This is a genomic window from Lutibacter sp. (assembly GCF_046055765.1).
GTDB lineage: Bacteria > Bacteroidota > Bacteroidia > Flavobacteriales > Flavobacteriaceae > Lutibacter.
On the sequence record NZ_JASFZF010000128.1, the window covers coordinates 1 to 7,875 of the forward strand.

General features: G+C 31.1%; 7 protein-coding genes and 1 tRNA gene. 7 read left to right on the forward strand and 1 reads right to left on the reverse strand.

What is annotated here, in order from left to right; genetic code table 11:
* Window positions 1-131: 131 nt before the first annotated feature.
* The 7 genes from QM495_RS12140 (at window position 132) to QM495_RS12170 (ending at window position 7,364) form a co-directional block, all read left to right on the forward strand.
* Window positions 132-1,124, forward strand: a complete 993-nt coding sequence (locus tag QM495_RS12140; protein ID WP_408672380.1) for a homocysteine S-methyltransferase family protein — start codon at window positions 132-134, stop codon at window positions 1,122-1,124.
* Window positions 1,121-3,802, forward strand: a complete 2,682-nt coding sequence (metH, locus tag QM495_RS12145) for a methionine synthase (RefSeq protein ID WP_408672381.1) — start codon at window positions 1,121-1,123, stop codon at window positions 3,800-3,802. The genes QM495_RS12140 and metH overlap by 4 nt, the downstream gene beginning before the upstream one ends.
* Before the next feature lie 298 nt (window positions 3,803-4,100).
* Window positions 4,101-5,054 (forward strand): methylenetetrahydrofolate reductase [NAD(P)H], encoded by a 954-nt coding sequence (gene metF / locus QM495_RS12150; RefSeq protein WP_408672382.1) that lies wholly within the window; start codon window positions 4,101-4,103, stop codon window positions 5,052-5,054.
* A gap of 118 nt (window positions 5,055-5,172) precedes the next feature.
* Window positions 5,173-5,490 (forward strand): thioredoxin, encoded by a 318-nt coding sequence (trxA, locus tag QM495_RS12155; protein ID WP_408672383.1) that lies wholly within the window; start codon window positions 5,173-5,175, stop codon window positions 5,488-5,490.
* Between the two features lie 89 nt (window positions 5,491-5,579).
* Window positions 5,580-6,503: a DUF58 domain-containing protein gene (locus QM495_RS12160; RefSeq protein WP_408672384.1), complete on the forward strand. Its 924-nt coding sequence runs from the start codon at window positions 5,580-5,582 to the stop codon at window positions 6,501-6,503.
* Between the two features lie 64 nt (window positions 6,504-6,567).
* Window positions 6,568-6,641 (forward strand) — tRNA-Asp (locus tag QM495_RS12165).
* A gap of 114 nt (window positions 6,642-6,755) precedes the next feature.
* Complete coding sequence (locus QM495_RS12170) at window positions 6,756-7,364, forward strand: hypothetical protein (protein ID WP_408672385.1); 609 nt, start codon at window positions 6,756-6,758, stop codon at window positions 7,362-7,364.
* Window positions 7,365-7,419: 55 nt separating this feature from the next.
* On the opposite strand, the gene QM495_RS12175 is transcribed toward QM495_RS12170, so the two are convergent.
* Window positions 7,420-7,875, reverse strand: a 456-nt coding sequence (locus tag QM495_RS12175; RefSeq protein WP_408672386.1) for a DUF6266 family protein, incomplete at its 5' end; no start/stop codon positions are given.

The following is a 7,875-nucleotide window of genomic DNA, read 5'->3' on the forward strand; positions in this document are numbered from 1 at the left end:
CTTCTTTTTTAATACTAATTATTTGGGCGTTACCGTAAACGGTCGGGCTTTTCGTTATATCTTTTTTTTCAAAAAAGGATGTCACTACAATCCCTAACGTAACAGGTATGAATATTTTTAAATAACCGAGAATGAGTACAATACAAGAAGAAATAAAAAAACGAATTTTAGTGTTAGATGGTGCTATGGGAACTATGATTCAGCAATATAATTTTTCAGAAGAAGATTATAGAGGTGAACAGTTTAAAGATTTTCATATTTCAGTAAAAGGAAATAATGATATGCTTTCAATTACACAACCTGAAGCTATTAAAGCAATTCATAGAAAATATTTAGACGCAGGAGCCGATATTATTGAAACCAATACATTTTCAGGAACTACCATTGCAATGGCAGATTATGAAATGGAAGATTATGTGTACGAAATCAATTTTCAATCGGCAAAATTAGCAAAAGAAGCTGCAGTAGAATTTACGGCTAAAAACCCTTTAAAACCACGTTTTGTAGCAGGTTCAATGGGACCAACCAACAAAACAGCAAGTATGTCACCTGATGTGAACGACCCAGGCTATAGAGCCGTTACATTTAACGATTTAAAAACTGCTTACAAACAACAAGCTGAAGCATTATTAGATGGTGGTGTAGATATTTTAATGGTAGAAACTATTTTTGATACCTTAAATGCAAAAGCAGCACTTTTTGCTATTGAAGAAATTAAAGAAGAACGTAACATTGAAGTACCAATTATGGTGAGTGGTACCATAACAGATGCAAGTGGAAGAACCTTATCTGGTCAAACAGCAGAAGCTTTTTTAGTTTCGGTATCACACATTCCATTATTGTCGGTCGGATTTAATTGTGCATTAGGCGCAAGTCAATTAACACCTCATTTAGAAGTGTTGGCACAAAAATCAAATCTCTCAATTTCAGCACATCCAAATGCAGGCTTACCAAACGCTTTTGGTGAATATGATGAAACACCAGCTCAAATGGCCGATCAAATTAAAATTTATTTAGAGAAAAATTTGGTAAATATTATAGGAGGTTGTTGCGGTACAACACCAGCCCATATTAAAGCAATTGCAGATGTGGTTGATGAATATAAATTTAGAAATGTTGAATGATGAGTGAAGTTTATAAGTATTTAAAACTGTCAGGACTTGAACCGTTAATAATTACACCAGAAAGTAATTTTATTAATATTGGTGAGCGTACAAATGTTGCGGGATCTCGTAAATTTTTACGATTGATAAAGGAAGAGAAATTTGATGAGGCGTTAGCTATCGCACGCCATCAGGTTGAAGGTGGCGCACAAATTATCGATATTAATATGGATGATGGTTTAATTAACGGAAAAGAGTCTATGGTTCGGTTTATGAATTTGATTGCTGCAGAACCAGATATTGCACGTGTTCCAATAATGATTGATAGCTCTAAATGGGAGATTATTGAAGCTGGTTTACAAGTGGCACAAGGTAAATGTATTGTAAACTCCATTAGTTTAAAAGAAGGGGAAGTTGAATTTATTCGTCAAGCTACATTAATAAAAAGGTATGGTGCTGCAGTAATTGTAATGGCTTTTGATGAAGTTGGACAGGCTGATAATTATGAGAGAAGAATTGAAATAGCAAAACGTTCGTATGCTGTTTTAGTGAATAAAGTAAAATTTGCTTCAGAAGATATTATTTTCGATTTAAATATTTTTCCTGTAGCAACAGGAATGGATGAACACAAAAGAAATGCTATCGATTTTATTGAAGCTACACGTTGGGTTCGTAAAAATCTACCAAATGTAAGTGTAAGTGGTGGTGTAAGTAACGTTTCGTTTTCTTTTCGTGGAAATAACGGAGTTCGTGAAGCAATGCACTCGGTATTTTTGTACCATGCCATAAAAGCTGGAATGAATATGGGAATTGTAAATCCCACAATGTTAGAAATTTACGATGAAATTCCTAAAGATTTATTAAAACATGTTGAAGATGTAATTTTAAATAGAAGGGATGATGCAACCGAACGCCTTTTAGACTTTGCCGAAACAGTGGTTAGTTCAACTAAAGAGCGTAAAGTGGATATGTCTTGGCGAGAAAATACATTACAAGAAAGAATTACCCATGCGTTGGTAAAAGGATTAGATGAATTTATTATTGAAGATGCTGAAGAGGCACGTTTAAAATCAGTAAAACCAATTGAAGTTATTGAAATTAATTTAATGACAGGAATGAATGTTGTTGGAGATTTGTTTGGGGAAGGAAAAATGTTCTTGCCACAAGTAGTGAAATCTGCTCGTGTCATGAAAAAAGCAGTGGCTTATTTAAATCCTTTTATTGAAGAAGACAAAGGTGAGGAAGTTAGAACATTAGGAAGAATAGTAATGGCAACTGTAAAAGGAGATGTTCATGATATTGGTAAAAATATTGTAGGTGTTGTTTTAGCGTGTAATAACTATGAAATTATAGATTTAGGTGTGATGGTTTCTCCAGAAAAAATTATTGAAACTGCAAAATCTGAAAATGTTGATATTATTGGTTTAAGTGGTTTAATTACTCCTTCGCTAGATGAAATGGTGTATTTAGCAAAAGAAATGGAGCGTCAAAATTTTAAAGTTCCGTTGTTAATTGGTGGAGCAACTACCTCAAAAGCACATACGGCTGTAAAAATTGATTCTCAATATAAAAATGCAGTTGTTCATGTGCACGATGCATCTAGAGCAGTGACTGTTGTAGGAGATTTATTGAACACAAGAACAAATCAGAAGTATATGGAAGAGATAAAAGCAGATTATGTAAAAGTCCGTGAAGGTTTTTTAAATCGCTCCAAACGAAAGGAATATTTAACGCTTCGAGAAGCTAGAAATAATAATTTTAAAATTGATTGGAATTCAACAAAAATTGCAACACCAAACTTTATTGGAACTCAGGTTATTGAAGATTTTGATTTAACAAAATTAGTTGATTATATAGATTGGAATCCGTTTTTTAGAACGTGGGAATTACATGGAAAATTTCCAGCAATTTTAACAGACAAAATAGTTGGAGAAGAAGCAACTAATTTATTTTCAGATGCAAAGTTATTGCTAGCCAAAATTTTGAATGAAAAGCTATTGAAGGCAAAAGCTGTTTTTGGAATTTTTTCTGCAAATACTGTTGAAGATGATATTGAAATATATGCTGATGTAGAAAGAACAGAAGTTGATGCTAAGTTTGTAACCTTACGTCAACAATTAAAAAAGAAAGCAGGAATTCCTTCCATTGCTTTGTCCGATTTTATTGCGCCAAAATACACAGAAATTGAAGATTATATAGGGGCTTTTTGTGTGTCAACAGGATTTGGAACAGCCGAATTAGCTGCTGAATTTGAAAAAGACCACGATGATTATAATTCAATTATGATTAAAGCGTTGGCTGATAGATTGGCTGAGGCTTTTGCGGAATATTTACATGAAAAAGTTAGAAAAGAATATTGGGGATATGCAGTTTCAGAAGTTTTCTCAAATTCAGATTTAATTAAAGAAAATTATGTAGGAATCAGGCCAGCACCGGGATATCCTGCTTGTCCAGATCATACAGAAAAGCGAACAATTTGGGAGTTGTTGCAAGTGAAAGAAACTATTGGTGTTGAATTAACAGATAGTTTGGCAATGTGGCCGGCCGCATCTGTTTCTGGCTATTATTTTGGTAATGAGAATTCAAAATATTTTGGATTAGGAAAAATAACACAAGAGCAGGTTAAAGATTTTGCATCAAGAAAAAATATGGACATTGAAACCGCGAAGAAATGGTTAAACCCAAATTTAGCGGAGTAATCTCTTAAAGTTTCAAAGGCGAAATAATAGAAAAGTGTTATTGAAAATACAGTCATACTGAGCTTGTCGAAGTATGTTTTTTGAAATTATAAATAGAAAGTTTAATGATATAATTAAAACTAAAATTGCGTTAGCGATAGTAGAGGTATCCTTTTTTAAAGTGAAACGGAGAAAAAGATAAAACGAATAGCGCGACCTGAAAGGAACGCCCAACAATTAAAAATATTAAGTAAAACGTTCGTTGTTTAAGGTACAATTAAACGATTCAATAAGAGAATTTTTAAATAATAATGTAATAATGAAGGTAACAGAGCATATAAAACAAGCCAACGGAAAAGCACTATTTTCATTTGAAATAGTACCACCACAAAAGGGACAAAACATACAGGAATTATATAATAATATTAATCCGTTAATGGAATTTAAACCACCTTTTATTGATGTAACCACATCAAGAGAAGAATATGTATATATTGAGAAAAAAGGGTTGTTAGATCGGAAAATAACACGAATGCGCCCAGGAACTGTAGGTATTTGTGCATCGTTAAAATATAAATATAATGTAGATGCAATTCCACACGTGTTATGTGGAGGTTTTACGAAAGAAGAGACCGAATATGTACTGGTTGATTGTCATTATTTAGGGTTGGATAACGTGATGGCATTACGTGGAGACGCTATGAAACATGAAAAATATTTTTCAGCAACTAAAAACGGAAATCAGTTTGCTTCAGAATTGGTTACTCAAATTAAAAATTTAAATAAGGGTAAATATTTACACGAAATTATTGAAACACCATATAATTCTGATTTTTGTATTGGAGTGGCTGGTTATCCCGAAAAACATTTAGAATCTCCAAGTTTAGATTCAGATTTGAGAAGATTAAAAGAAAAAGTTGATGCAGGAGCCGATTATGTAGTAACTCAAATGTTTTTTGATAATAAAAAATACTTTGATTTTGTGGAAAAAGCACGTAGTATTGGAATAACAGTTCCTATAATTCCTGGGATTAAGCCAATAGCTATTAAAAGACATTTACAAGTGTTACCACAAGTATTTAAATTAGATTTACCTGAAATTTTAATTTCTGAAGTTGAAAAATGTAAAGATAATAAGCAGGTGCGCCAAATAGGTGTTGAATGGGCCATTGAACAATCTAAAGAATTAATAACGAAAGGAGTACCTGTGGTTCATTTTTATTCTATGGGGAAATCGGATAATATAAGGGAGATAGCAGCCTCAGTTTTTTAAAAATTAATTTTGTTAATAATACCATAGATAAAAGTAATATATGTTAACTTGAAATGGTAAAATATTTGTTTACTTTTGTACGAGTTAAATAGATATTAATAATTTTAAAAAATAAAATATGGCATTAGAAGTAACAGACGTAACTTTTGACGAAGTAGTTTTAAAATCAGATAAACCTGTAATGGTTGATTTTTGGGCAGCATGGTGTGGACCTTGTAGAATGGTTGCTCCGATTATGGATCAATTAACAGCTGAATATGAAGGTAAAGCAACAATAGCAAAAGTAGATGTTGATGCAAATCAAGAATTCGCAGCTAAATACGGAGTTAGAAATATTCCAACAGTTTTAGTGTTTAAAAACGGGGAAGTTGTTGAAAAACAAGTTGGTGTTGCACCAAAATCTGTATATGAGCAAAAAATAAATGCGCATTTATAAGATATAAGTAATATACATTTATAAGGCTTAACAATTAATTTGTTAAGCCTTTTTATTTTATAGTATATTTACCTGTATTTATAAAGATAATGAGTCCTTTAACCGTAAAAAATATTTCAGAATTAAGCAATCTTGAGTTGTTAGCTAATCAAGTAGTTGAAGGCTTTATTACGGGTATACATAAAAGTCCGTTTCATGGGTTTTCGGTTGAATTTGCGGAGCATAGGTTGTATAATAAAGGAGAAAGTACACGTCATATAGATTGGAAATTATATGCAAAAACTAAAAAATTATTTGTAAAACGGTACGAAGAAGAAACTAATTTACGATGCCATATTATAATTGATAATTCTGCATCTATGCATTATCCAATAATTAAAAACCCTTCAATAAACAATTTATCTAAGATTTCTTTTTCAGCAATAGCTTCTGGAGCTTTAATGGAAATTTTAAAACGTCAGCGTGATGCTGTTGGATTAAGTATTTATAGTGATAAGGTAGATCATTATTCACCGTCAAAAGGAAGTGATAGACATAGAAGAATGTTATTGACATATCTTGAAGATTTATTAAAAAAAACTTCAAAAAGTACGACTGAAACCTATAAAATTTTGCATGAAATTGCTGATAAAATTCATAAGCGATCACTCATTTTTTTGTTTACAGATATGTTTCAAACTACAAAGAACGAAACTGAGTTATTTGAGGCTTTACGTCATCTAAAATACAATAAACATGAAGTTGTACTGTTTCATACCTTTGATGGAAAATTAGAGTTAAATTTCGATTTTGAAAATTCATCGAAGAAATTTGTTGATGTTGAAACTGGAGAAGAAATAAATTTGTATGCTTCATCTGTGAAAAAACAGTATAAAATTGAAGTCGAAAATTATTTTAATAATTTGAAATTGAAATGTATGCAATATAAAATTGATTATGTACCGGTAGATATAAATAAAGGGTTTAATCAAATCTTAGTTTCTTATTTAATAAGCAGAAAAAGATTTTTGTAAAAACTTATAAAAAAGCTTTGCATATATAAAAAACACTACTATATTTGCATCCGCTAAGAGCAACGGTCTGGTAGTTCAGCTGGTTAGAATACCTGCCTGTCACGCAGGGGGTCGCGGGTTCGAGTCCCGTCCAGACCGCTTAATAAAGCAAATTAAAACCTTAACAATCTTATAATTAGAGAGTTAAGGTTTTTACTTTTTATATTATTCCCACATTATCTCCACAATATTTTATTTAACTTTAAAGAAAAAATGATTAAACATTATTCTTCCAAACGTGCAATGATAGATATTTTATCTATTAAAGAACAGGTAATCAGAGCGTTTAAAAATGAAAGAAAATACAAACCATTTCTTGATTTTATTTTTGCCAAGGATTATTTGAATGATGATGACATAGAGTTTCCCTCTATGAAACTAATTTCTGAAGCAATCAATCTTAATTATACACAATTAAGTAAATTAATTAAAGAACTTTATTACAGGTTATTTGATGATGAGGTACTAAACTTTAAATTTGATTTTAAAGAAGTAGAAATTGTATTTTATATAAGGTATTTTGATAATTACGCACAATTTAGTTGTAAAAGGATGAATTATATACCAAGAGTAGGAGAGCAAGTAAATATGGATTTCGTAAATGCTAAAATAGGAACAAGTATGTTTTATGTTGATAGAATAGAGCATTCTTTTGAATCTAACAAACAAATTGTTTATATATCTTTAAAATCTGGATTATTTAATCAATATTTATATGATAGAAAGCATAAAGCTGTTGAGTATGGAGAAATAGATTTTTCAACTTTTTATTCTGGAAATGAATTTGATATAAGAGAAGCAATAGGATTGAGGAAATATTAAAAAACCGCTACAAATAAATGTAACGGTTTAATAAATAGATAAGTTGATTTAAAAATTAAGCAGCCGTACCAGAACCAACATAACTACTATCTGAAATAATTTTACCGTCAGCAGAGATAAACGCATTGTAAACGTGAATTGTATCGCCTGAAAAGTTACTTGGAATAGCAACCATTTGAGAAGCCATAAACCTTGATGTTCCAATAAGTTTAACAACTGATTCTTTTTTTACTGGATTATAAATTAAAATCATCAAACGATCATCGTTATTTGCGTTAATTTCGTTTGAATTATCAGTCCAACTTAATGTTAATTGACCTGCTGTATCAGCATTAAAAGAAGGATTTAAAATTCCTTTTAAATTCCCTTTACTCACTAATACATTCGGATAGTCAACTGTGAAATCTGGAGCAGTTCCAGTAATTCCATTTTCTAAAATTTCTGACATCGCAGCATTAAATGCAGACATTTTAATCGCATAATCTTTATATCCCACACGAATAAAATCGAT